At 38.8% G+C, this 24,291-nt stretch carries 30 protein-coding genes; 9 read left to right on the top strand and 21 right to left on the bottom strand.

The window, feature by feature from the left end; all coding sequences use genetic code 11:
* Positions 1 to 118 precede the first annotated feature (118 nt).
* Together QFZ72_RS04615 and QFZ72_RS04610 are read right to left on the bottom strand one after the other, a co-directional pair.
* Positions 119 to 1,039 carry a cation diffusion facilitator family transporter gene (locus QFZ72_RS04615; protein WP_307430017.1) on the bottom strand — a complete coding sequence of 307 codons (921 nt, stop codon included), beginning with the start codon at positions 1,037 to 1,039 and terminating at the stop codon, positions 119 to 121.
* Positions 1,040 to 1,167: 128 nt separating this feature from the next.
* On the bottom strand, positions 1,168 to 1,608 hold the full coding sequence (locus QFZ72_RS04610; protein WP_307430014.1) for a helix-turn-helix domain-containing protein: 441 nt from the start codon (positions 1,606 to 1,608) through the stop codon (positions 1,168 to 1,170).
* Positions 1,609 to 1,661: 53 nt separating this feature from the next.
* Here QFZ72_RS04610 and QFZ72_RS04605 point away from each other — a divergent pair, with 53 nt between their 5' ends.
* The 3 genes from QFZ72_RS04605 (at position 1,662) to katA (ending at position 4,880) form a co-directional block, all read left to right on the top strand.
* Positions 1,662 to 2,141: a hypothetical protein gene (locus QFZ72_RS04605; protein WP_307430011.1), complete on the top strand. Its 480-nt coding sequence runs from the start codon at positions 1,662 to 1,664 to the stop codon at positions 2,139 to 2,141.
* Positions 2,138 to 3,205, top strand: a complete 1,068-nt coding sequence (locus QFZ72_RS04600) for a PQQ-binding-like beta-propeller repeat protein (RefSeq protein WP_307430008.1) — start codon at positions 2,138 to 2,140, stop codon at positions 3,203 to 3,205. The genes QFZ72_RS04605 and QFZ72_RS04600 overlap by 4 nt, the downstream gene beginning before the upstream one ends.
* A 217-nt stretch (positions 3,206 to 3,422) precedes the next feature.
* A complete protein-coding gene (katA, locus tag QFZ72_RS04595; protein ID WP_307430004.1) occupies positions 3,423 to 4,880 on the top strand; it encodes a catalase KatA in 1,458 nt (485 codons plus the stop codon).
* A 44-nt stretch (positions 4,881 to 4,924) separates the two neighbouring features.
* Here katA and QFZ72_RS04590 read toward each other — a convergent pair whose 3' ends face one another.
* The 6 genes from QFZ72_RS04590 to QFZ72_RS04565 form a co-directional block, all read right to left on the bottom strand.
* Positions 4,925 to 5,923: a nuclease-related domain-containing protein gene (locus QFZ72_RS04590; protein WP_307430001.1), complete on the bottom strand. Its 999-nt coding sequence runs from the start codon at positions 5,921 to 5,923 to the stop codon at positions 4,925 to 4,927.
* A gap of 212 nt (positions 5,924 to 6,135) precedes the next feature.
* On the bottom strand, positions 6,136 to 7,116 hold the full coding sequence (locus QFZ72_RS04585) for an ABC transporter permease (RefSeq protein ID WP_307429998.1): 981 nt from the start codon (positions 7,114 to 7,116) through the stop codon (positions 6,136 to 6,138).
* Complete coding sequence (locus QFZ72_RS04580) at positions 7,109 to 8,026, bottom strand: ABC transporter ATP-binding protein (RefSeq protein WP_307429995.1); 918 nt, start codon at positions 8,024 to 8,026, stop codon at positions 7,109 to 7,111. The genes QFZ72_RS04585 and QFZ72_RS04580 overlap by 8 nt, the downstream gene beginning before the upstream one ends.
* Positions 8,019 to 8,825 carry an SGNH/GDSL hydrolase family protein gene (locus QFZ72_RS04575; protein ID WP_307429991.1) on the bottom strand — a complete coding sequence of 269 codons (807 nt, stop codon included), beginning with the start codon at positions 8,823 to 8,825 and terminating at the stop codon, positions 8,019 to 8,021. The genes QFZ72_RS04580 and QFZ72_RS04575 overlap by 8 nt, the downstream gene beginning before the upstream one ends.
* A gap of 47 nt (positions 8,826 to 8,872) precedes the next feature.
* Positions 8,873 to 8,998, bottom strand: a complete 126-nt coding sequence (locus QFZ72_RS04570) for a hypothetical protein (RefSeq protein WP_307429988.1) — start codon at positions 8,996 to 8,998, stop codon at positions 8,873 to 8,875.
* Between the two features lie 163 nt (positions 8,999 to 9,161).
* Positions 9,162 to 9,776, bottom strand: coding sequence for a PH domain-containing protein (locus tag QFZ72_RS04565; RefSeq protein ID WP_307429985.1), 615 nt, complete (start codon positions 9,774 to 9,776; stop codon positions 9,162 to 9,164).
* Between the two features lie 336 nt (positions 9,777 to 10,112).
* Between QFZ72_RS04565 and bioF the strand changes: the two genes are divergently transcribed.
* The 5 genes from bioF to QFZ72_RS04540 all read left to right on the top strand — a co-directional run bounded on the left by bioF (position 10,113) and on the right by QFZ72_RS04540 (position 14,359).
* Positions 10,113 to 11,288, top strand: coding sequence for an 8-amino-7-oxononanoate synthase (gene bioF / locus QFZ72_RS04560; protein WP_307439584.1), 1,176 nt, complete (start codon positions 10,113 to 10,115; stop codon positions 11,286 to 11,288).
* Positions 11,288 to 12,031, top strand: a complete 744-nt coding sequence (locus tag QFZ72_RS04555) for an alpha/beta fold hydrolase (protein ID WP_307429983.1) — start codon at positions 11,288 to 11,290, stop codon at positions 12,029 to 12,031. Before bioF ends, QFZ72_RS04555 begins: the two co-directional genes overlap by 1 nt.
* A complete protein-coding gene (gene bioC / locus QFZ72_RS04550; protein ID WP_307429981.1) occupies positions 12,021 to 12,830 on the top strand; it encodes a malonyl-ACP O-methyltransferase BioC in 810 nt (269 codons plus the stop codon). Before QFZ72_RS04555 ends, bioC begins: the two co-directional genes overlap by 11 nt.
* A 516-nt stretch (positions 12,831 to 13,346) precedes the next feature.
* A complete protein-coding gene (locus QFZ72_RS04545) occupies positions 13,347 to 13,880 on the top strand; it encodes a DUF6944 family repetitive protein (protein ID WP_307429979.1) in 534 nt (177 codons plus the stop codon).
* 119 nt (positions 13,881 to 13,999) lie between these two features.
* A complete protein-coding gene (locus tag QFZ72_RS04540) occupies positions 14,000 to 14,359 on the top strand; it encodes a YidH family protein (protein ID WP_307429976.1) in 360 nt (119 codons plus the stop codon).
* A 34-nt stretch (positions 14,360 to 14,393) separates the two neighbouring features.
* On the opposite strand, the gene QFZ72_RS04535 is transcribed toward QFZ72_RS04540, so the two are convergent.
* The 11 genes from QFZ72_RS04535 to QFZ72_RS04485 all read right to left on the bottom strand — a co-directional run bounded on the left by QFZ72_RS04535 (position 14,394) and on the right by QFZ72_RS04485 (position 20,836).
* Positions 14,394 to 15,170 carry a sulfite exporter TauE/SafE family protein gene (locus tag QFZ72_RS04535; RefSeq protein WP_307429971.1) on the bottom strand — a complete coding sequence of 259 codons (777 nt, stop codon included), beginning with the start codon at positions 15,168 to 15,170 and terminating at the stop codon, positions 14,394 to 14,396.
* Between the two features lie 52 nt (positions 15,171 to 15,222).
* A complete protein-coding gene (locus tag QFZ72_RS04530) occupies positions 15,223 to 15,450 on the bottom strand; it encodes a sulfurtransferase TusA family protein (protein ID WP_307429968.1) in 228 nt (75 codons plus the stop codon).
* Positions 15,451 to 15,476: 26 nt separating this feature from the next.
* Entirely contained in the window at positions 15,477 to 16,604 is a 1,128-nt protein-coding gene (locus QFZ72_RS04525) for an MBL fold metallo-hydrolase (protein ID WP_307429965.1), read from the bottom strand.
* A gap of 46 nt (positions 16,605 to 16,650) precedes the next feature.
* Positions 16,651 to 17,217: a sulfurtransferase TusA family protein gene (locus tag QFZ72_RS04520; RefSeq protein WP_307429963.1), complete on the bottom strand. Its 567-nt coding sequence runs from the start codon at positions 17,215 to 17,217 to the stop codon at positions 16,651 to 16,653.
* Positions 17,218 to 17,267: 50 nt separating this feature from the next.
* Positions 17,268 to 17,555 (bottom strand): rhodanese-like domain-containing protein, encoded by a 288-nt coding sequence (locus QFZ72_RS04515; protein WP_307429962.1) that lies wholly within the window; start codon positions 17,553 to 17,555, stop codon positions 17,268 to 17,270.
* A 13-nt stretch (positions 17,556 to 17,568) separates the two neighbouring features.
* On the bottom strand, positions 17,569 to 17,928 hold the full coding sequence (locus QFZ72_RS04510; RefSeq protein WP_307429960.1) for a rhodanese-like domain-containing protein: 360 nt from the start codon (positions 17,926 to 17,928) through the stop codon (positions 17,569 to 17,571).
* Between the two features lie 27 nt (positions 17,929 to 17,955).
* Positions 17,956 to 18,435: a DsrE/DsrF/DrsH-like family protein gene (locus tag QFZ72_RS04505; RefSeq protein ID WP_307429958.1), complete on the bottom strand. Its 480-nt coding sequence runs from the start codon at positions 18,433 to 18,435 to the stop codon at positions 17,956 to 17,958.
* Positions 18,432 to 18,680 carry a sulfurtransferase TusA family protein gene (locus QFZ72_RS04500; protein ID WP_307429957.1) on the bottom strand — a complete coding sequence of 83 codons (249 nt, stop codon included), beginning with the start codon at positions 18,678 to 18,680 and terminating at the stop codon, positions 18,432 to 18,434. Before QFZ72_RS04500 ends, QFZ72_RS04505 begins: the two co-directional genes overlap by 4 nt.
* Positions 18,681 to 18,764: 84 nt before the next feature.
* Positions 18,765 to 19,025: a metal-sensitive transcriptional regulator gene (locus QFZ72_RS04495; RefSeq protein WP_307429954.1), complete on the bottom strand. Its 261-nt coding sequence runs from the start codon at positions 19,023 to 19,025 to the stop codon at positions 18,765 to 18,767.
* 19 nt (positions 19,026 to 19,044) lie between these two features.
* Positions 19,045 to 19,401 (bottom strand): rhodanese-like domain-containing protein, encoded by a 357-nt coding sequence (locus tag QFZ72_RS04490; RefSeq protein ID WP_307429951.1) that lies wholly within the window; start codon positions 19,399 to 19,401, stop codon positions 19,045 to 19,047.
* A gap of 799 nt (positions 19,402 to 20,200) precedes the next feature.
* Positions 20,201 to 20,836: a TVP38/TMEM64 family protein gene (locus QFZ72_RS04485; RefSeq protein ID WP_307429949.1), complete on the bottom strand. Its 636-nt coding sequence runs from the start codon at positions 20,834 to 20,836 to the stop codon at positions 20,201 to 20,203.
* Between the two features lie 349 nt (positions 20,837 to 21,185).
* Here QFZ72_RS04485 and QFZ72_RS04480 point away from each other — a divergent pair, with 349 nt between their 5' ends.
* Positions 21,186 to 21,329 carry a hypothetical protein gene (locus QFZ72_RS04480; protein ID WP_307429946.1) on the top strand — a complete coding sequence of 48 codons (144 nt, stop codon included), beginning with the start codon at positions 21,186 to 21,188 and terminating at the stop codon, positions 21,327 to 21,329.
* Between the two features lie 1,031 nt (positions 21,330 to 22,360).
* Here the strand turns inward: QFZ72_RS04480 and QFZ72_RS04475 are convergent.
* Together QFZ72_RS04475 and QFZ72_RS04470 are read right to left on the bottom strand one after the other, a co-directional pair.
* Entirely contained in the window at positions 22,361 to 22,693 is a 333-nt protein-coding gene (locus QFZ72_RS04475) for a hypothetical protein (protein WP_307429943.1), read from the bottom strand.
* Between the two features lie 122 nt (positions 22,694 to 22,815).
* Positions 22,816 to 24,288, bottom strand: a complete 1,473-nt coding sequence (locus tag QFZ72_RS04470; RefSeq protein ID WP_307429942.1) for an alkaline phosphatase family protein — start codon at positions 24,286 to 24,288, stop codon at positions 22,816 to 22,818.
* Positions 24,289 to 24,291 lie beyond the last annotated feature (3 nt).

Raw genomic sequence — 24,291 nt, 5'->3', positions numbered from 1 at the left:
TCCGCTGCTCCCTTTGATCATGCTTTTGAACTGCAATTTCTTATCGAAAATGAAACCTTTTTTATCGAAAAATTGAATTTAAAAATTATTCGACAAAACCGTCCAGTAATAAATCATCTTAATTACAATGTTCATCACCGCAGCAGCCGGAACCTTTCCGGTCGATTTGAATCGTTGTATGGTGCAGCCCAAACTGGTCATGAAGCAGCCTGTTTGCTTCATTTAAAATCGTCTGATGCGCCTTACCTTCCTCTACTTCAAGATGACAGCTGAGTGCAGGAAAATCAGAAGTAATGGACCACACGTGCAGATCGTGCACTCCGCAAACATTCTCCATTTTCAGCAGGGCTGCTTTTATTTCATCTGTATTCAAGTTCCCGGGAACTCCCTCCATCAAGATATGAAAAGAATCCTTTGTCACGCGAAATCCGCTGATAATAATTAAAACAGCCACAATAATGCTTGCAACCGGATCCGCTATTCCCCAGCCAAAAAACATAATCAGCAGCGCGGCAATAATCGCCCCGACAGAACCAAGCATATCCCCGATAACATGAAGAAAAGCACTTCTGATATTCAAATTATCATCTTTGTCGCCCTGCATCAGGATAAACGCAGCCGCGATATTAACCAAAAGGCCAATGCTTGAAATGATCAGCATCCCCGAGCTGGCAACTTCAGGAGGATCCATGAAACGCTCATATGCCTCAAAGAAAATAAAGATCGAAATCACAATCAGCGTCAGCCCGTTGATAAACGCAGCCAGTATTTCAAACCGCTTGTATCCGAATGTTTTAGAAGAAGAAGCTCTTTTTGCCCCAAATGTCAGGGCAAGAAAACTCAGTCCAAGAGCTGCCGCATCACTCAGCATGTGCCCTGCATCTGACAGAAGAGCCAGACTGTTTGTCAGGAGGCCGCCAATCACTTCTGCAATCATAAAAAGAGTAATAATGGCAAACGCCCAAAGCAGCGCTTTTTTATTGCTCGTATGGTGATGATGATGCCCATCATGACCATGGTGGCTATGCGAATGTCCCATCGTATCCCCTCAGCTCTCTTTATATATGAATATATGCTCATATATATATATTATTTCAAAACTTCAGGTTTGTGCAAGATACAGTTATCATTTACATACCCGATCTTTTTCATGATGAATAATGGACATTAATCTCCTTCTTTTTCCAAGAAGGTCAAATGGAATAGCTGCCGCGGCCTTCCTTTTAGCGAAAGCTTTTCTACTCCTGCAAGTTCAATCAGCCCTTCATCAAGCCACCTTACTAGCTTGCGGTGCACACTTCGAGTAGAAATGCCCATAATCGCTGACAAGTCATTTGCTGTAAACGTATACTTTCCTGCGCGGGAGATTTGAGAACGCAATCGATTATAGGCTGCAGCTGAGACGCCCGCTTGTTTTGCTTCTTTCATCAGAACTTCACTCGTAATGGAAAGATCATATGTCAGAGGAATCTGTTTTTCCAAAGGAGACATTACCTGCTTACCTTCGTTTACAAGACAGCTTTTTTCGCCAAGAATGGCTGCCTCTGAAAGAGCAATCCTTGCATGAGCAGCTGCCTGATAAGCTGTAGCCCCGATGCCAATTCCCAATGAGAAAGACCCCTTTTTCTTTTTGGACAGTCTCCTGAAGCGGTTTCCGAGGTGTGGACTGGGTAGAATTCAACTCCCCTGATCTGCCGGGAAAAAGTCTTGTTACCATTAACTTCAGCGGCTATGTTTCCATTTTAAACTTAGAAACAAAAAAGACGGTAAAAACGCCTGTTCTTGCTCAAGGAACAGCCAATGTCATCAATAAAATTGAAACCGGTCCGGAAGGCAGCCTCTATATGAGCGGCATCCAGACCGGCAAGGGCGCGATCTATGATCCGGAGGCACAAACAAAAATAGCTTTTAATATGGGACAGGGCGACAGCATGGCGGCTTTTGGCAATAAGATCTATTTGGCGTATACCCTGATGGCGATATTAGAGAATATGATCCTGTACTCGAACCTTCAACTACAAACCCCAAGAAACTGTTTACGCTTGGTGAAGGACAAAACCGCATCAGCCATATTACAGCGGGGGACGGCAAAGCTTTTATTGGAAGCATCCCATTTTACGGCGAGCTTGGCGGAGGCTTGACGGTTTATGACCCTGAAGCTGAAGGCAGCATCAAACATAAAGTGTTTAGAAATGTGGTTCAGGATCAAAGCATCATCAGCCTGGACTATAAAGACGGTAAAGTCTACGGCTCAACCTCGATTAATGGAGGACTTGGGGCAGATCCAACGGCTGAGGAAGCAAAAATTTTCGTCTGGGATGCAAATACGGAAGAAAAAGTGAAAGAAGTATCCCTTTCAATTGAAGGTCTTGAAAAGCCTCCGGCGATCGGCGAGCTTTCATTCGGTCCAGACGGACTGCTGTGGGGCGCTGCAGTCAATACCATTTTTGCCATTAATCCTGACACTCTCGAAATTGTTAAAAGCAAGAAACTCTATGATTCTCTGCCTCTATCTGCCTGGCATGATATTGAACTTGAATGGTCAAATGGCCTTCTTTATGCAGACTTCAGCGGAAATTTGACAGCCATTGACCCTCAAACACTTGAAAGCAGACAGTTTGCCAGCATCTATAATTTCAGCATCAGCCCCGCTGGTGATATCTATTATGCAGCCCGCTCAAACCGAACAATGCTATACAAAATAAAAGTAAATGACATTACCGATATAAAGGATCTTCCTGTACAAAATCATCATTTTGAACGGCCCGTAAAAGAAGAAGTCATCCCCGGCTGGACCTCGATGTTCGGTACAGATGAGCAAGTCTCATACACCATTTCGGGCGAACAGCACTCCCAGGGAAGACAAAGCTTAAAGCTCACAGATACAGCCAGAAACAAATCCGTTGCCTTGATGAGTCAGCCAATTGAAGTCACTGGCGGAGACATCATCCGGGCATCTGCCAATCTATTTATCCAGGACGGAACAGCAAGTTTTATGATCCGGTTCTATGATGATTCTGGAAAAGAGGCCTACGCTCTGCCTGTTCACACTCAAACAGGCTATGGCAAATGGCAGAATATCGAACTTACCGCTAAAGCACCTTCGAATGCAAAAACCGCACGGCTTCTTGCTTATACAACTTCGTATTCCATGAGCACTGCCTACTATGATGAAATCCGGGCTCAAAAACTTATCATTGAATAAGCCGCTTGGCCGCCATTTTATATGGCGGTTTTTTCAAATGTGCCCGTTCTTAAAATTCTTGAAGGGATTTCATCCGCCATACCGAATTTAGTAAATTGTCCAACTATTTTATACACTGTTTATTTATAATAATTATAAAATAGTATTGATTTTTTACTGATAGATGTTATCATTGTAAATGGGTTAAATAATATGAAACTATGAGGTGATTCGATTTATGAGTAATGAGAGAAAAAATCTTACTACTAGTTGGGGTGCGCCTGTCGGGGACAACCAGAATTCAATAACAGCAGGTTCTCGCGGTCCAACGTTAATTCAGGATGTCCACCTTCTAGAGAAGCTTGCACATTTTAACAGAGAACGTGTGCCTGAGCGCGTCGTTCATGCAAAAGGTGCAGGAGCACATGGCTATTTTGAAGTAACAAATGATGTAACAAAATATACAAAAGCAAACTTCTTATCAAAAGTCGGTAAACGAACACCTATGTTCGTCCGTTTCTCAACTGTAGCGGGCGAAAACGGTTCAGCTGATACTGTGCGCGACCCGCGCGGGTTTGCTTTGAAATTCTATACAGAAGAAGGAAACTATGACTTGGTCGGAAACAACACGCCTGTTTTCTTCATTCGCGATGCGATTAAATTCCCGGATTTCATTCATACACAAAAGCGTCATCCGCAAACACATCTTAAAAACCCAGATGCAGTTTGGGATTTCTGGTCTCTTTCACCAGAATCTCTACATCAGGTAACAATTTTGATGTCTGACCGCGGGATTCCTGCAACGTTCCGTCATATGCATGGCTTCGGAAGTCATACATTTAAATGGACAAATGCTGAAGGCGACGGCGTCTGGATCAAATATCATTTCAAAACAGAACAGGGCATTCAAAACCTCGCTCCGGAACTTGCAGCTAAAATTGCCGGAGAAAATCCGGATTACCATACTGAGGAACTATTTAATGCAATTGAGAAAGGCGATTTCCCTGCATGGAAAATGTACGTGCAGATTATGCCTTTAGAAGATGCAGACACATATCGCTTCGATCCATTTGATGTTACAAAAGTTTGGTCTCAAAAAGACTATCCGTTAATTGAGGTTGGCCGCATGGTTCTCAATCGTAATCCTGAAAACTACTTTGCAGAAGTCGAGCAGGCTACATTCTCACCCGGAACACTTGTCCCTGGAATCGATGTATCCCCGGACAAAATGCTTCAGGGCCGTTTATTTGCCTACCATGATGCAGCCCGTTACCGTGTAGGTGCGAACCATCAGGCACTGCCGATTAACCGTCCTCAAAATGAAGTCAACAATCACCAGCGTGACGGTCAAATGCGCTTTGACAACAACGGCGGCGGCTCTGTCTACTACGAGCCAAACAGCTACGGCGGACCAGCAGAATCAGCTGTAAACAAGCAGGCTGCTTTCCCTGTACAAGGAATTGCAGACAGCGTCTCTTACGATCATAACGATCACTACACTCAGCCTGGAGATCTCTATCGTCTCCAAAGTGAAGAAGAGCGCGCACGTCTTGTTCAAAACTACGTTGAATCAATGGCTCCCGTCACAAAAGAAGAAATCAAACTGCGTCAAATCGCGCATCTTTATAAAGCTGATCCGGAATTCGGACAGCGTGTAGCTCAGGGACTTGGACTTCAGGTTCCGCAGCAGGTTTAAGTAAATTGAAGTAAAAGCTTTACAATTCGTTCTCAATTTTATTCTCATTTTTGCATCCGCTTTGTTGGCGGGTGCTTTTTTTGTAGGGGTAAGAGATTGTAGGAGCGAGATTTGTTGTTTCCGGTGAAGGGGAGGTTAAGGGATTGCAGCAGGTTTTTCGATATTTCACTTGATGTAATGTTGAGGAAGCTCCGAGCTTCTCGATTAGTTATAATTGGGCTTATTAGTAAAGAATAATCCAATAATGATTCTATGTGAGCTTCATTTGAATGATGATGACATGTTGTGCAGACCCATTTACCACGCTCTCTATTCATTGTTAACCTGCATCCTGTGCATAGCACACCCTTAATAAGTTCATTTTTCGAAATAGAAAATTGATTTAGTATATCTATTATTTGAGGAGTATGACATTTAACTATTTTTTTAGTAAGTTTTGCTAATGTTTTTTCATCCATAGCTGATTGCGGATGTATTTTAAGAAACTTATTTATTTGAGCTGGAAGCTTTGAACTTAAAATAACTTTTTCATAGACTTGTCTGTTATTAGGGGAAGTAGTTAGAATTGCATTTGATGAACTAATTACCACAAGAGTTTCAATTGGAATATGGTTGAATTTTTGGATACGAAGCCATCTTAATAGCTGATACTGTTGACGCTCTACTTGCGAAATAGGATCTGGAAACGGTTCTTCTTTTTCGTTTAATGTGCGGATTAACTGATTAAAGTCTGAGTCAAAATATAACGAGCCTGCAATATTCTTTACTTCCAGTATTAGAATAAAGCAATTCGAGAGAATTATAGTATCCATCTGAAAATAGTATGAACCATCAAATAGTCTTACATCGTGTAAGATGAAGTAGTCTTTTTCAGGTAAAAAGCTCAATGGATAATCAATTCGCTGTTCTCCTTTATAGCCTGCAAGTCTTTTTCCTAAATCCTCCTCAATTTTACTTCTTTTATGATGTGTATTTGACAATCTTCTTAATAAAGCTTCTAATTTTTGGATATGTACAGGGATAGATCGCTTTTTTACTATCATTTACTACCTCCTCATTTAATATATCGAGTTTATCTTGAGTTTACACTAAGACAAAAAAATATTTATCAGTCTATTTTCAAAATATATCAGTCAAATTTAGTGTTTTATCAGTTTAAAACACAAATTTATCAGTGTATTTTGCTATTTTATCAGTCTAAAATACAAATTTATCAGTTTAACAAAAAAACAGCCGCTCCCCAGCGGCTGCCAACTCAATAAATATCCCTGCGTGAAAATACTATAAACGAAACAATCAGCCCGGCTGCTGCCCAGATGCTGAGGACACTCATGGAAAATCCCAGTGTCATCCCGTTGATAGGAGGCGCCATACCGGCTACATAATCGGTCAGTCTTAGGTTGACCATGAAAAAGTACTTGGCTGATTCCCATGAAGAAACCATATTTGCAAGAATGGCTCCTGCAATTAATGCGGCGAGCATCACTCCCATAACAGAGGCGGTGCTTTTCATAAGCACGGAGAGAGTAAAGGTCAGGGTTCCGACGACAAGCGCCACGAACCACACTAGTCCGAGCTCCATCAGAATGTACTGCCACTGTTCAACCAACCGGACCTGATCGGTGTTCAAGTCCTCACCCTGGACTGTAAACCCAGTTAGAATCGGCATATTCCAGCCGCCATATCCAAAGACGATTCCTGATATGAGATAGGACAGTAATCCAAGTGATAAGACGATAAAAGAAACAGACAAAATTAATGTGATGTACTTGCTTAATAAAATCTTCCACCTTTTTACCGGCCTTGTTAACAGCAGCTTGATTGTTCCCCCTGTTGCCTCAGAGGAGACGAGATCGGCTGCGATGACCATGATCATCAGCGGCAGCAGGAGGTCAATGGAATTCTCCGCAAACATTCTCATAAAGGTTGGTGCTCCGGGAGCACTTGGATTAATGTCGTTATCCAGGTAATACTGCTGCTGTTCCATCCGGATTTGCAGATATTGCTTCCATTCAGCTGAGATGCCGCTTGAGCTTAACCTATTCTGCGCATTGATAATTTCCTGCTGCAATTGAGAACGCCAGTCGGTTGTTCCCAATTCTTCTTCAAGGGTTTTAGCTTCTTTCATTTGTGCATATGTGAAAAGTCCTACTAGTACGGCTAATATTCCGGCAATGATAAAAAGCCGCTTCTTCCGGATAATTTTGATCATTTCATTATAGACGAGGTTAATCAATGGTTTCACCTTCAGTCAGCTCGATAAATAAATCTTCAAGAGTGGGCAGTTTTGTCTGGATCTCCCGTACTTTTACACCTGCTCCAACTAATTTCTCATTCCAATCTGGAATGCTTTCTTCCTCATTATAGGTAACGATCCTGTCATCATAATCGGTAAGCAAGGTTGTTTCTGCCGCTAAGATGGCTTTTCCTTTTTCAAAAGGATCAAGTCTCCAGATGACTCGCTCTTTTTCAGCAAGAAGTTGCCGAACGGTGTCGATCTTAAGAATGGCACCTTTTGAAATAATCGCAACCCTGTCACACATTAATTGAATCTCACTGAGCAGATGGGAGGAAACAAGGACACTTAAGCCTTCTTTTTCCGCTAAAAAGCGAATGAATTCCCGCATCTCTCTAATGCCGACAGGATCAAGTCCGTTTGTGGGCTCATCCAAAATCAGCACGTTCGGCTTGCCTAATAATGCTTGCGCAATCCCCAGGCGCTGGCGCATTCCAAGGGAATAGGTGCTTACCCTGTCGCCAATTCGATTTTGCAGACCGACAAGCTCTACTACTTCACCAATCCGCTCCTTTGGAAGGCCGGGAACCATTCTCCAGAAATAGTGAAGGTTCTCAAGTCCTGTCAAATAAGGATACAGCTCCGGATTTTCAACAATACAGCCGATATTTTTGATCGCATTTGAAAAATCTGATTTAAGATCGTGGCCGCAGATGGTAATCCTGCCGGATGTTGCTTTAATCAATCCGACGAGCATGCGGATCGTTGTTGTTTTGCCTGCGCCATTTGGGCCCAGAAATCCAAATACTTCTCCCCTATGAAGCTGAAAAGAGATGTCTTTGATGATTTCTTTTTTGCCTATTTTCTTCCGGAGATTTTCAACAACCAATGTTTCATTTGAATTAGTCATCCTGATTATCCTCCCCGCTGAATACGATCAAAGATGACAGCCGTTCTCCTATCAGCTTGTAGCCTTCCGAATTGGGATGAAACTTGTCACTGTACAAATAATCGTTTACATTCTGCTCAAATAAATCAAATGTCGGGACCATGACAACTTTTGGATATTTCGCTGCAATTTCGGCAGAATCAAAATTCCATTGCCGCACGATGGCAGAAGTTGTTTTTGCATCCTCCAAATCATTAAAAGGATTGTAGAGGCCTACGTAATAAACGGCTGCTTCTGAATTCACCTTGCGTATTTCCTGAATGACTTTTTCTAAGTTCTCTAAATAACTCGCTTTAGCCTGATCATTTTTCGCAGAAGATAAATTTTCAAGTGCCTGTCCGCCTTGAAAAAGGTCATTTCCGCCAATGGTCATGACAATTGTATCTGCCGCTCTGACCTGTCTTCTGATCTCAGGTTTTTGCAGCTGCTCCACTGCCTGATCTGAGACTTGGCCTTTAATCGCTAAATTAGAAAGCTTAATCTCCCGCTCTGTTTTTTCTTTAAGCTCATCTACTAAATATCCAATATACCCTTTGCCTGACTGATCACCTGTTCCGCGTGTCAATGAATCGCCAAGAGCTACAATTTGATAGTCTTCATCCGTGCCGCTCACTTTTGCTTCAGCAGATGAATCCTGTTTCACTTGAGCATCCGGTTTGCTGAAAAAATAATTGTTTATCGTCCAGCCCAAGCCGAAAATCCATAAAACTGTCGCCAGTACGGATAAGATAGCAATAAACTTCGCTGTATTTATCTTCAAACGATCACCTTTTCTCAAAAACTTGTTACCCACCAATTTACATGAATTCAAAACAAATAAGCAACTATGAATGCTTCCATTTTCAGATAATCTGCAGGTTTGTTCAAGTAATTGCCATATTGGTTTTTGTCTGTACATAAAGAATTTTGCGGCTGGATCCCCTGATTAATCAATGGGGACTCTCCTCGTTATTTGATAAAGGAATCAGCGTAGATGAAGGAAAAGCAATATAAACCATCACCTGCCTCCTACACGCTTGTGCTGAAGGAACAACCAGATTTTTCGTTCGACAAAGCAAATAAAAAAGCCTGCCCGAATCCGAGCAGACTTTCAATCTCAATTATTAATATATTTCTCAAAAACTTCGCCGAAATCTTTAATATGATATTGCTCGCGTACAGAGGTCATCCACGTAAAACCGAAGTCGGTTAAATCTCTGTAAGTATCGGAGAGCTTGTTTTGATCCGTTCTTGAATTTTGAAGGATGTTTACAGCTTTATCAAGACTGCTTGATGCCATATCTATGTATATAGCATTTTCATGTGTTATTTCAGCAATGCGAAGGAGAGATTTATATAAGTCCTTCAGCTGTTCAATCTGATCTTTCCTTACATCAATATCAAACCTCTGGCTGCCGAGGCTGAATTTAATTTCTACATCCATATCGATTTTTCCTGCTGTTTCAAGCAGAACATCTGAAAATTTATACTGGGCGTAAGGATAGCGTTTTAATGTTCTTTTAGAAGAAACGGCATTTGCCCCGTCTACGTGAATAAAAGCGAGATTTGTAAAGCAGTATTCATCTGCCTTTGTCTTAATTAAAAAATAGATTTTCTCATTATCCTCATGCATCACATAATCATCTGCATCCGTTTTGTCATAATCAGCCGGACTAATAATTGTACCAATATCAGATAAACCTAATGCCTCTGAAGCTAGTTTTTTAAACATGGTTTTTCATCCTTCCTTGTTTAGCATCTCCCTAATTTTAACAAGAGACTGTAAGATTGAAAACTGTTATTTACTCTTACAAATATTTGAGTCCTCATTAATGGCTTTACTCCAGAAAAGGGCGCAATTCTACACCAAAAAATTGTGCTTTTTCTTTATGTTCTTTTTGTTAGGGTGCACTTTTAAAACAAAGTGTCCTTTTTCAATGTGATCCTATTTATTAAGCAGCTGAATTCCTTTGCATTTTATGTTAACCTAAAATAAAATTGGTTAACAATTAAAATATGACAATTTATGTTGATAATGGGGGGGATGATTTTGATAGATCATGAGAAAATGCATTGGGAAAAAGAAATCAAGTTAGAGTTAGCCCTTCTCGAGGAACTCTCTCAGAAACGTCAGCTCGTTACGACTGAATCGGCTGTTCAGCCTTGGATTAAACGCAATGGAAAAAACATGTTGAACCTTGCGTCAAATGATTACTTAGGGTTCGCAGGGGATGATCGTCTAAAAAAAGCTATGGTGGATGCAGTTAAAATTCATGGTGCGGGCTCAACAGCATCCCGTTTGATTGTCGGTAATCATTTGCTTTATGAACAAACCGAAACCGCACTTGTGAATTGGAAAAAGTCAGAAGCTGGACTTATTATCAATAGCGGTTATACAGCCAATCTAGGGATTATTTCAGCACTTGCTGGACGCGGTGATTATGTTTTTAGCGACAAACTCAATCATGCAAGTATTATAGACGGTATACTCTTAAGCCGCGCCAAAAACCAGCGATATCGCCATAATGATTTAAAGCATTTAGAGTCGTTGTTGCAACAAGTCCCAATTGAAAAAAGAAAGCTGATAGTGACGGACTCTCTTTTTAGTATGGACGGTGATTTCGCTAATCTGTCCGGGCTGGTTCAGTTAAAAAAGAAGTACAACGCCATCTTAATGGTGGATGAAGCCCATTCAAGCGGAATATATGGTGAAAATGGTGAAGGTTATAGTCGTCAATTGAATCTTCAACAGGAAATCGACATTCAGATGGGTACGTTCAGCAAAGCGCTAGGATCGTTTGGTGCATATGTGGTCGGAAAAAAGTGGCTTATTGATTATTTAACAAATAAAATGCGAAGTCTCATATTTACAACAGGGCTTCCTCCAGCAATCCTCGGTTCGGCAAAAGCTTCCATTGAACTTGTTCAATCAGAAGCAGAGAGACGAGAGCTGCTGAAATCACATGCGGCCTATGTAAGGGATGCACTTGCTGACTCAGGATTTAATCTTTGTGGAAGTGAATCTCAAATTATTCCGATTATGATTGGAAAAAATGATAAAGCCATGGAATTTGGAGCTGCATTACAAGACGAAGGAATCGCTGCTATTCCTGTACGGCCGCCTGCTGTTCCGGAAAATGAAGCGAGAATTCGCATTACCGTTACTGCTCTACATCAAAAAGAAAATCTGGATTGGGCTGTAGACAGAATTGTGGTCCTAGGGAAAAGGATGGGAATTATTTAGTGAAGAAACCTCATCTTATCATGCTGCCGGGCTGGGGAATGGAGAAGGCAGTATTTCAAACGATAACAAAGCCTCTTGCTGAAATTGCCCAACTTTCCTTTGTGGAATGGAGAAACGTTAGGGACACAGGCGATTTTAAAGAACGTATAAAAGAAACCGTACTCTTGATTAACGAACCTGTTTATATTCTAGGCTGGTCATTGGGTTCAATTGCGGCATTAGAATTTGCAGCAGAGAATAATGGACTTGTCAAAGAACTTATACTCATTAGCGCAACAAGCCATTTTACAGCAGCTGCAGAAGATCCAATTGGCTGGCAGCCTCGTGTTGTCGAACGAATGAAAAAGCAGTTGAGACGAAATAAAGACAAAATACTTTTAGATTTCTATGATGAGATGTTTTCAAGTTCGGAAAAGGAAGAATTTTCAACATTTACGAACCTCATCATACATGAATTTCAAGGAGATGATCTGGATTCCTTATGTATAGGGCTAGACTATCTGGCTGAAACCAATGTTAGAGAAAGCTTATCAAAGATAAAGGCAAATAGTTTATTGATTCATGGAACAAAAGATGCAATTTGTCCTTCAGAAGGGTCTTTATATATTGAGAAACAAATGAACGAAAAAGCCAAACGATATCTACTGCAAAACGCAGGGCATATCCCGTTTTTTACAAGACCAAGTGAATGCATGCAGATGATTACACAATTTATACAAAGGACTGATCAGGATGATAAATAAACAGCTTTTACGGAAACGGTTTAGTGATAATGCAAAGACATATGATCAGTATGCGAAGGTACAAAAAAAAATGGCCAATCAATTAATAAGTTCACTCCCAAAGTCAGATGAATTAATTAAAATACTAGAGATTGGTTGTGGTTCAGGTTATTTGACTCAGTTAGTATGTAAAGCTTTTCCGAATGCAAGATTGACAGCTGTTGATCTTGCACCAGGTATGATTGAAGTTGCGAAGAAAAGGGTGTTTTTGGAGCGAATTACTTTTTTATGCGGAGATATTGAAGAAATGGAATTCTCTCATACCTTTGATATCATCATCTCAAATGCAACGTTCCAATGGCTGAACCATCCTCAAAATGTCATTAAAAAGATGTATGGACTGCTTAATCAGGAAGGAACTCTTTCATTTTCAACCTTTGGAAAAGAAACCTTTCAAGAACTTCATTCTTCTTATAAAAAAGCGAAAGAGAAGTTCCAGATTGAAAATGCCAGCAGTCCAGGACAGGAATTTTACAGTGCTGACGATCTTGTCAAACTTTGTAAAAGTAACTTACCTCCATCTTATGAATTATTTGTTGAGAAATTTTATGAGCGAGAGCATTTTCGTGATGTACATGAATTCTTTACATCGGTCAGAAGAATCGGGGCTAATAATAGTAACAAAGCCAATTCTCTGCAGCGCCCATCTTTTATCAAAGAATTGATAAACCAATACGAAACCCACTTTCGTGATGAAAAGGGAGTAAAAGCAACCTATGATTGTTTGTTCTTAACCATTTTGAAAAAGGGGCATCAATAACCGTTCCCAAAAAAGGAGAAAGAAATAAAGGACGGTTTAATTGAATAAAAAAATTAATTGCTTAACAAGACGAAAAATATTCAATTATTATTTGCACAAAGTATATATGCGGAAAAGTATCCCTCCTGTTTTTTAGTTTCCTATAGGTTGTTTTAAGCCATTGATTAACTTGTCTTTTATTGTTGACCAGGTGAAGCACCACCTAGAATTCTGCGGTATAACAACGATTCATAAAGGGGTTCTTTTTTGGGAATTTCAACGTGTTTTGTATTTTTCGTATGATTTTGTAGTTCATATTATAATTAAAGCTACATTTAAATCGGAGAAAGTAGGTGAAGAAGAGAAGGGGTCATACTACATCTTTACTATCCTGCTGCCTTATTATTTTAGTATTCTATGAGGGAAGGTATTTCCGGCTTAAAAATGCAATAATAAAATACACGTACACGTTTTTCGAGCTCTGCATATTCTATTGAATGAACCTTTAGGGAGAACTTTAGAGTAGGCGGTCAAGCTATGAGCGATAAAGAAAAAGCGGTATTCGGAGCATGGATCCAGGCAATTGGAACAGTTACTGCAGCCGTTGGAAGTACACCCTCAAAAGTACTCACAGAGCAGCAGCTTGAAAATTTAAATTTATGGGGAAATGTTCTGCAGGGTACTGGCAACGCTATACTCGCCGATACAGAAGATACATTTACCTTAAATAAAATCGGAAATATGATTCAGGCAATCGGAAATTCAACTGTGGTCACAGGAATTATCATTGATTTCAGTGAACGCACTCAAACACTCCTGGAGGTTCAGGGCAATCTCCTTCAGGCAACAGGCGGCGGAACGGCTCTTGCAGATGCATTTGGAGAGGAAAGATCGATTGAACAGTTATATACTATCTACGGCAATCTTCTGCAAGTCATAGGGAATTCAATGCAGGCCATAGCTGGAGGCATGGAGCTCAGGAATGAAGATCCGGGAAATATCAACGTAGCCGGAAGCTGGATTCAGGCAATCGGTTCGATTATTTCAGCCATTGGAGAGACAAAATACTAATACTAAAAAGGACACCATTACCTGGTGTCCTTTGCCCCATTTTCCCCATTGCATTATGTTGCATAAATACCCGCTATTGTATTTAATAATGATAGAAGCTTACTAATGAGGTGTAAAGAATGAATAAGACAGTCAGTTCAAATTACATACAGCAGCACCTTGCGAATGAAAGGACTTACCTCGCATGGATCAGAACCTCTATTGCCATTATCGGAATTGGATTTTTGATGACAAACATCCATTTCACCTTCTTGTCTAAGCTCTCCTCTCTTGCTGATGCGATCACAATGGGTACTGGTATCGTTTCTATCATTTCAGGAATTGCGATTGTCATTTTTTCCACGTATGACTATCTGAAAAAGATGAAACAAATTGATGACCAGACGTTTGAGCCTTCAAAGAATATTGTTATTTTTCTCTCTTTTATTATTTTAATATTCATTTTGGGATTTGCATTTTATTTTATGATGATCATATAACAAAAAAAGCAGCGGAAAAATCCCGTTGCTTTTTTTATAAAATGTCCATCCAAATCTTCACCGAAGCAGCAAATATCAGTACCGCCAGAATGATTTGAAGAACCTTCGTATTTACCTTTTTCCCGGCTATCGCTCCAAGAGGAGAAGCGATTAAACTTGCGATAACCATGATTAGCGCAGGGTAATAGTCAATCTGTCCTGTAGTAATCTTCCCTACTGTTGCGCCAATGGATGAAATAAACGTGATGGCAAGGGAAGATGCAATCGTCATTCTTGTAGGAATCTTCAGCACAACAAGCATAATCGGCACCAATAAGAATGCTCCGGCTGCACCTACGATACCGGATCCTACACCTACAATTAAGGCAAGAACAGCAGCAAGCCATTTATTAAAGGTCACCTGATCAAGCGGAATATCATCAATCCCCTTTTTAGGAATAAACATCATAATGGCCGCAATCAATGCGAGGATACCATAGATGAGGTTTATGCCTTCCTCTGACATCGTCTTTGAACCAAATCCGCCAATAAAACTCCCGATCAGAATACTTGCGCCCATATAAATAATCAGCGTTTTATTTAAGTATCCGCCTTTTCTGTAGGCCCAAACCCCGCCTATAGTGGCAAAGAAAACTTGAACAGCACTGATGCCTGATACCTCATGTGCACTGAAAGCCGCTAAGCCAAATAACGGCGGAATATAGAGAAGCATCGGGTATTTGATAATGGAACCGCCAATTCCGAGCATTCCAGAGATGTATGAACCGATAAAACCGATTAAGAAAATGGCTATGATGAATGCAAAATCCATGGTTGTTTCTCTCCCTTATAAGAAAAGGGAACCCTGCCCGGTTCCCTACTATTTATCCTTTTTTTATCCAGAACTTGAATACATTGCTTTCTTCTTCGTGTTTTACAAGCTCATGTCCACCTGATTTTGTCCATGCAGTGAGGTCATTTTTAGCCCCTTTATCTGTTGCATGAATTTCGAGCACCTGGCCGCTTTCAAGGTCAGCCATTGCTTTCTTTGTTTTCACGATTGGCATCGGACATGCAAGCCCTTTTGCATCTAATACTTTTGCTGCTTCCATCTCTGAATTCCTCCTCTTATTTTGAATTAACGTACTGCACAGCGATTTGGTCCAATTTCCATTTCACGCTGTTTTTCTTCATCAGGATTGATTTTCCCAATATTTGTTTCACGGATTTCCTGATAAGCATTTGGCTGAGGCGGTAAATTCTCAGTGACAAGCTTTCTAAATTCGTTTTCGTCTTCAATGTTCAAACCGTGGTTCTTTGCAAACAGGACTCCCAATTTTTCAGAAACACCGCCATCATCATTCAATTCTTCAATAATCATAAAATGTGCCGGAAGAACAATTAACTCTTCAGACAGCTCTTTATAGCGGGTATAAAGACTTTCTCTCAAATCTCCCACCCAGTCTTCTGCCATGCCTGCAAGATCAGGTCTTCCAATTGAATCAATGAATAAGATATCTCCTGAAAGCAGGAACTTCTCATCAATCACAAAGGATGTAGATCCAATTGTGTGGCCAGGAGAATATAAAGCATGAATGTTAATTGTTGTGCTGCCGATTGTTACATCTGTTCCGCCTTCTAATGGCTTGTATTCAAATGTCACTTCTCCTGCATCTTTAGGAGGCAGCCAGTATGCTGCATTCGTTTTTTCAGCGATGATTCTGCCGCCTGAAATATGATCGGCATGAAGATGCGTGTCAAAAACATGCTTAATTGCTGCACCCTTTTCCTTTGCAAAATCAAGGTAAACGTCTGTCATCCGCGCAGAATCAATAACTGCCGCTTCATCATTAGAGATGATCATGTAAGAAAGACAGCCTTTGCCGATGCGGACGAATTGATAAATTTCGCCGCCTTCCTTTAAATCTCCAACTTTCACAGGCTCTAAATGCTCACTCCAGGCTTTCATTCCGCCCTTTAGATAAGAAACAGACAGCCCTTCCTCTGCAAGCATTTCGCCTACCATAATGGATGATCCTTCTTTCGCACATACAACTAACACTTCTTGATCCTCCGGAATGCTTCCTATAATTTCTTCTACTCCATCAAGCAAATCAAAATAAGGGACATTCAAATAGCTGAAGTTTTCACCTTCGATTTTCCAATCCTGAAAATCTCTTTCGTTGCGCACATCCAAAATAAATAAGGGTAATTTGTTAAACACTTTTTGTGTTACTTCTTTTGCGGTCATAGCTTGTAAAGTCATCTTATTTTACCCCCTACGGTATATTTTCAGTAAAAAAAATTTATTATTACATATTTTCCGTTTTTCCAGACCATTCGCTCATGCCCGGCACAACATTCACTACGTTCGTAAATCCATTGTCAGCAAGATTTTGAGCTGCAAAATCACTTCTGCTTCCTGTACGGCATACTACGTAGATTTCATCTTCTTTATTTAACTCGTTCAAACGGTCTTCAAGTTCTCCAAGCGGAATCGAGATGGCATTTGGAATGTGATGAAATACATATTCCGCTGCTTCACGAACGTCGAGTACGACAATGTTACCTTCTTCAAGCTTCTGTTCAAGCTCCCCATTGCTGCTTACATTTGGATACTTTCTTTCAATCGTTTCTTCGCTTGATGACTTTCTTAAATAATGCTTTAAGACGTCTCCATCTTCAATCGTGCCTAAATACTGGTGACCTGAACTTCCTGCCCATGCTTTTAAATCAGCCTTTGACCCTTTATCTGTTGCAAGAATCATAAGAACCTGGCCTTCTTCTAAATCCTGCATTGCTTTTTTCGTTTTTACGATTGGCATTGGACATGCAAGCCCTTTTGCATCTAATGTGATATCCGTTTTTAATGAGATCATGAATAACTCCTCCTATTTACCTGCTGGGGTATATTTTAAAGTAAAAAAATTTATTCCGTTTTCCCATCCCATTCAAGCATGCCGCCTGTCATATTAATGACCTTAAAACCTTGGCCTTCAAGAAATTGTGCGGCACGTCCGCTTCTTCCTCCAGAACGGCAGACCATTGTATATTCCTTTGATTTATCAAGCTCATGCATGCGGAACTCTAACAGGCCCAATGGAATGTTCACTGCTCCAGGGATTTTCCCTGATGCTGCTTCATCTGCTTCACGCACATCAATGACATTTAAAGAATCTAAAGCATTTTCTGCTTCTTTTGCAGTCAATTGTTTCATGTTCGTTTCCTCCTTAATTCCAGGCGTTCATGCCGCCTTTAACGTTTGTTACCGCTTCAAATCCTAACTTTTTCAGTATTCTGCTTGCTTTTTGACTTCTCATTCCGCTCTGGCAGATGACGATAACCTCTTTATCCTTAGAAAGCTGATTTGCTTTTTGTGATAATTGATGAAGAGGAATATTTGTAAATCCTTTTAGATGATTCCCTTTATACTCTCCAGGTGTTCGCACATCAATAAGCTGTTTGTTTTTATTCTTTAATTCGGACTTAAGCTGCTCTGCTGAAATCGTCTTAATTCCTTTTGCAGGAATGAAACGCTTGATAATGAAAAGCAGAAGCGAACCAATCAGAATATAATTAACAATTTCCAAACATATTCACGCCTTTCTGGGTTTATCTTAGATAAACAGGTTTACATTGCCGTCTTCTGCATCCGCTAAATAAGCAGCAACACCCGCATACTCAATATTATCTAAAAGTTCTTTTTCCTGCAGTCCAAGCAGATCCATTGTCATCGTACATGCAACAAGCTTAATGTCCTGTTCTTGTGCCATTTCGATAAGCTTGGGAAGAGGAATCGCATTGTGTTTTTTCATCACATCTTTAATCATCTTAGGACCCATTCCGGCAAAATTCATCTTTGAAAGCCCCATTTTATCTGTGCCTCTTGGCATCATTTTTCCAAACATCTTTTCCATGAAGCCTTTTTTAACGGTAATAGGTTCATCTTTTCGAAGAGCATTTAATCCCCAGAATGTGTGAAAGATAGTTACTTTATGATCGTAAGCAGCTGCACCATTTGCAATAATATAAGCAGCCATCGCTTTATCGTAATCACCGCTGAATAGAACGATTGTTGTTTTTTTTGTTTCAGTCATGTTGAAATTCCTCCTTGTTTATCCTTTTTTATATAAAAAACAAAAACATTGTCTTCTTCTTTCATATCAACCATTTCATTTCCTATTGCAGCAGCCCAGGCTGTTAAATCATTCTTGGCGCCTTTATCGGTTGTATGAACTTCTATGATTTTGCCTGTTTCAAGCTCAGCCATCGCTTTTTTTGTTTTGACGATCGGCATTGGACATGATAATCCTTTTGCATTTAAAACCTTATCAATATTCACTTCTTTTACCTCCCTTCCATTATTACATTTACCCCTATGGGTATAATACTGAGTAAAAATAAAGAGGGTGTCAACCCTTTTATTTTATCTGCTTCGTACAAGCAGATTTACTGCTTGTTTTACAAGTTCTTCTGTGTTTTCGCCTTCTTCATTGGCGGCACGTACACATTCAACCAAGTTTGAGCTGACAACAACTCCAATTGTACGGTCAATGGCCGCTCTTGTTGCAGAGAGCTGTGTAATAACATCTTTACATTCTTTTTCTTCTTCCATCATGCGCAATATGCCTCTTAGCTGGCCTTCAATACGCTTTACTCGGTTTTTCATTTGATCATTGTACTCCATTTTATGACTCTCCTTTCATTTATGCCGAATTCATCTCAGCACATTCTTTATTTGCAATCGTACATCCAGTGACCTGAAACCCTTTTTGCTTCAGCAAGCGAATGCCAAAATTTATTTGCACCCGATCCGACGCAATCACATGGATATTCTTATGACGAATTTCCATGTAGTATCTGTTTAAATAAGCAATTGGAATATTCATTGCACCAGGAATCGGATCTTTATATGACTCATTGTAGTCTCTTAAGTCTACAACATCTATTTTGCCCAATTCCTGTTCTGGCATATTGCTGCAGCGGATTCCCCGTACCGGAAAATACCGATTATATATAAAAATAAATGTAAGTACTATTATACTTGTAATGAAATAAATCATCTATACCCTCCACGATTCCCTGATAAGGGATGGATGTGAACAAGATTCATATTATACCCTTATGGGTATTTTGTCAACAAACTTAGATGCATTTTTTTCTTTCAATTGTTGTCTCAAAAATGAGGTTGCCGAATTTCGGATTTAAACAGATGGGAGTCGAAATTTCAAACGGTAAAAGAGATTTGAACAGAAATAAGAGGCAGTGTGGTTAACAGCGTTGATATTTAGGAAGTATCAGGTAAAAAAGAAAGTGTTTTTTCCAAACCGGCAAGTATTTATCCGGTTCCCGCTAGTAAAAGAGACATTCCGGGAAGTAAAAGTCCCTTTCTGGAAACTATCCGAAAATCTGACCCTTTATAACCCATTACGTCTTCTAAAAATACTCAAGCAGCATAACTGTAGTTGCAATACCCCGCAACCCCTAGTTGACATCTATAAATCCTAATTTAATCACCATTTGAAAACCAAATATATTCTAGTCGAACAAGCTTACCCATTTGGAGAAAAACAATAATCACCTGCGACTATATAAAAAAAGTGACCCTTTTCGTCAGGTCACCTTAAATTTAGTTAGTCTTATTCCATTAAACTTCCGGATAAATCGAAGAAAGAAAAAAGCTGCCATAAGACAGTTTGATCTTAAACTAACGCCACCGAGGTAGTGAAAGAAATTGAGTGAAAACCTTGAAACAAGGGAGATTATCATAAAATAATGGTGAAGGAATCTAAATCGAAATAAACCATTACTTTTGTTCTATTCACTCCTTTCCTCCTGAGCTAACATTACCTTTTATATTTTTTACTCTAAAGCAACATTTGACTTTCCTTTAAGCCATTTTCGGTAAATCAACAAAACGACTAGAATAAATCCTAAGTATAAAACAAGACCTTGCACAAATGTTTGAACAGAAGTAAATAATTGACTTCCTAAAAAGGCGTAAACGATCATTGCAGGAATCTGACCAATGGCAGTTGCAAAAAAATATGTTTTAAATGACATAGAGCTTAGGCCAGAATAGATGTTGATTACCGGAGGAGGGATGATATAAATAAGCCGTGCCAACAATACGGTTATAAAAGAACTCCGATTAATAATACTATTCAATTTTTCAAAACCTTTAAAGCGACTCACATATTGTTTAAATTCATTAATAAAAAAATAACGTGCCAAAACAAAAAAGATTATTGCGGCTCCTACCGTGCCAAACCAGTTAATCATACTTCCAATCCAAATCCCATATTTTGCTCCCATCATTCCAGCAAAAACTGAAAATGGAATAATAGGAACAACACTTAACACTACCGATAGAAAAAACATAAAAGGAATTTGTGAAAAATCAGTGTCATTCAGCCATTTAAGCAGTATTTCTCTATAATAAAAGGCTGTAAGGAGAATGACTCCATATATTATTGCAAAAAATAACACTTTTCTCATCGATGGAACCTCCCTGCTTGAATTTATAAGTTAAAAATTAAACTGCTTTTTTCGTTAATAAATATAATGTTCGTATTTGTGGATATAACATTATAGGCACAAAAATGAATAACAAAGTGGAATTAAAAGTACGATACACCAAAATTTTATTAGACGGTTTGAAGGATGCTATTAAAAAAGCATTTGCTTAATATATACTTATCCTCCTTAATGATAAGTCAGGAGGCTTTTCCTCGATTTGTAACAAAATCAGTCGTATATAGCCAACTGGATAAAACTACAAGTTTAGTTTTGGCTTAAACTTCAAAAAATATAATTGAAAAACCAGCCCAGAAAGGAGATTACAAAAATGACGGATCAATGCTTTTGTTGCGATTACGAGATTGAAGAAGGAAAAGTGTATCACGTTTCATTTTTAAAAGATCAAGATGAACATGAAAAATCACTTTGTTATGTTTGCTATTCAGAGTGGTTAGAGGGAATTAAAGGATAACACAAGTACGTGCTAGCTCTGTAAAGAGGAATTTAAAGGATGACATTTTTCATGATTACCCATCAGCTCTTTTATTTCACGCGTGTTGATTATCCAAATAGCTGAAACTGTTAATAATTACTCGATTAACGTTTAAACATCATACTTTCGCGCTGTGTCTTATTCAGTTGACAGATTTTTAAGGACTTATAATGTATCTTCTGAAACACTTCTTTCTCAACTGCTCCAATAAAATTATCTAACACTTGCAGACTTTTATAATAGATAAATTCTTCATTAATGTTTTTTATCCTTGATCTTTTTGTGTTGATTTTTAATAATGTGCAAATAGAGCACTCATCATTGTTTCTTAACAATTGACAAGTTTCTTTAATCCTTCCCAGCATTCCGGGATTCAAAGAAAAGAATGTTATTTTCAATCTTTATCCCATTTCATCAAATATGTAACTCATATTTACCTTTAGGCAGAAACTCAGATTGCTGACTAAATCAAAAATGCCCTCTCGATTAAGAGATGGGCTTTATTAATTATTCCAAACACGTTCCAAGTTTAAGGGTACATACACTTTATCTCCGTGAATTTCTCTGTGTATTATTGGGTTTGTAAAACTATGTTCTCTTTCATTGCTGCTGTTCCTTTTACGAACGGTGCTTGAATAAAATAATTTGCCATCGTACATTTTTCTAACCTTCCTTTTTAATGAATATGTATGACATAATAATGTCTTACTACTAAGATTTGCTACATAAAATGAATTTATACAATTAGATAGAGAACTTCAATTGGTTTGATTTACTTCCTCATATTTTTTTAATTCCACTTGTTAAAAGGGCTTTTTAGGCTGTGGCGAATATTAGTGACAGTCACCTTAAAAATTATTATTGCTGGAGCTACATGTTTGCCATAGTAATAAGTCTTTGGCAACTGAATTTGACCTCACTGAAATTAACCCGATAATAGGTCCTTAGATGGAAAGTCTTCCATCTAAGGACAGCATAATAACTTATCCAAGTTTTTGTGAAAAAATCACTTAATCTTTTGAGTTATATGTTTTTGTGGTATCTGGAACTAATTCTTCACTGAATTCTGCATTGGCTAAATTGAAGTTGTTACTTTGAAGGGAATTTCTATTTTGTATAGTATTTTGCATATTTCCCACAGTATTTTGAACCTTTCTATATCCATTTCGAACTTGTTGTCTAACTTGTGTATTCCGACTTCCTATTATCCCAAGTATGGCTGCTCCTAACAGGGGAAGCATAAGCCTGGTACCATTATTTCGATTTCTTTTAAACATACCGAGTAAGATATTATTTCTTCTTCCACCTCTAAAGATTGAAGAAAGCATTTGAAAATTGTTCATCCTGTATCCTCCTTGTCATACAATTACATTTGTAGACATTTTTATTGTGTGATAAGAGAGGGAAAATATAATTGGTAAATTAATGATCATTTTCGAATTAAAAGGAAAGCTATAAGGTGTTTTTATGAGATTAACGTCAAAAGCCATTCCTTAATATCTAAAATGCGCATATGCCTTGGAGTTGAATCGGTACCACTAACAATCATGGACACTAAAGAATCTTGTTTGTGCAAACCTCCGTGACTTGCCCCGCCAACATGTGTCGGAGAACTCTCCCCTAAGAATTCATTACCAGGTTTTGCGCTTACAATGATAAATTCACCCTCATGCGAGAAAAAAGATGAATATAATCTTGCTAAGGCATCAGGGTAATCACCATATTCGATTCTTTTATCTGTAATGGTAAGGCCTAAGATCTCCTTTTCTCCTTCTATAAACCATGATTGATCATACTCATCGGAATAATCCCCATCAGGATGAAATTGAAGATGCCCACTATGTAATCCAGATATGACGGTTATTGTTTTTTCTTTTTTTAATGCAATCACATCAATTCGACTATCTTTTTGCAGTATCCTCGCTATTTCCTCTAAAGGTGCCTTTTGAGTATCAAGTGTATATATGAAAGACATTCTTTCGTTAACACAAAGAACAATTTCGTCTTCCAAAGTAACTCCCTTTCTCAACTTTACTATTCGATATGAGCTCAAAAGCTTTCTAAGATCAATTAAGGCTTCCTTACGATTTTGATTGATCCACGCCTGTCCATTATCACCAAGAATAATCCAGATATTGTTGGTTAGAGCATCCTCCCACGATTGAAATTGATTTAATATTTTTTGTAGCTGTTTATCCACTTTTTCAATTCCCTTTATATCCGTTCTCCCATTTTTATGTACACTTTGATCTAAATCTGGAAAATAGCCAATCGTGAAGGCCGGTAGTTCATTTCGGTTTATAAGATAGGTCAGTTCATTTGCAGAAAATTTATCGTTGAATCCATACTTTTGCCAAAAGAAAGAGTTCTTTTTTAAAGGGTTTAGCTTGTGCATCACTCCATATGAGTACAAGTTCGGTGAGTAAGAATTCAGCTCCCTTTTTAAGCCTGTAAACAATGATAAGAGAAAGGGGATTTTCAATTGGGTAGGGTAACTTCCCCTATATATAAGAGCATTTATGGATGCGCTTTGAATTCCTTTATCTTTTAAAATTTCATGAAGGGTTTTATGCTGTTTGCTTAAATGCACATGATTTAAATTATAAAATATGTCTACCATGGATTGCTTTAGTCCCAGTTTAAAAAGTTCACTAACTTGACCACCATAGTCGATAATTCTTTTTTCCTTTTCGTTATACCAAAGTAAGCCTGGGATTTTGTGTTTATCACTATATACACCAGTTAATAAAGTACTATCAACATTGACTGACATAGTTGGAAACGGACTAACAAGATTTGATGTATAACGGCCATTTTTCATAAAAAATTGTAAAGCTGGAGCTTTTCCCTCCTTAATTGCAGCCTGTATAGACGGATCCATTAATGTATCGATCATGAGCATGATAATTCTTTTTTTCTGAGATTTGTCTTGTGCCATTCT

The sequence above is a fragment of the Bacillus sp. V2I10 genome (genome assembly GCF_030817055.1).
Classification (GTDB): domain Bacteria; phylum Bacillota; class Bacilli; order Bacillales; family Bacillaceae; genus Bacillus_P.
Note: the sequence above shows the minus strand (reverse complement) of the source record. Positions and strands in the feature narration are given on the sequence as shown.